The sequence below is a fragment of the Actinospica durhamensis genome, from assembly GCF_018139695.1.
In the GTDB taxonomy this organism is placed as follows: domain Bacteria; phylum Actinomycetota; class Actinomycetes; order Streptomycetales; family Catenulisporaceae; genus Actinospica; species Actinospica durhamensis.
Map to the genome: position 1 here is coordinate 1 of NZ_JAGSOG010000894.1, position 387 is coordinate 387.

The window sequence follows — 387 nt, forward strand, 5'->3', positions numbered from 1 at the left end:
ATAAGAGACAGGGCCGCTACCTGCTCGCCGCGTCCTTCGGCAACGTGCACGGCGTGTACAAGCCGGGCAACGTCGTCCTCCGTCCCGAGCTGCTGAAGGAGCTGAACGAGGGCGTCGCCGCCAAGTTCGGCAAGCAGGCGCCGTTCGACTTCGTCTTCCACGGCGGCTCCGGCTCCAGCGAGCAGGAGATCCTGACCGCCCTGGAGAACGGCGTGGTCAAGATGAACATCGACACCGACACCCAGTACGCCTTCACGCGTCCGGTCGTCGACCACGTGTTCAGGAACTACGACGGCGTCCTGAAGGTCGACGGCGAGGTCGGCAACAAGAAGACCTACGACCCGCGCACCTGGGGCAAGCTGGCCGAGGCGTCGATGGCCGCCCGCG

The 387-nt window shown here is 66.1% G+C and carries 1 protein-coding gene; it reads left to right on the top strand.

The window, feature by feature from the left end; genetic code table 11:
- Positions 1-387: class II fructose-bisphosphate aldolase (locus tag KDL01_RS42720; RefSeq protein ID WP_212534386.1), on the top strand; the 387-nt coding region annotated here is incomplete at both ends.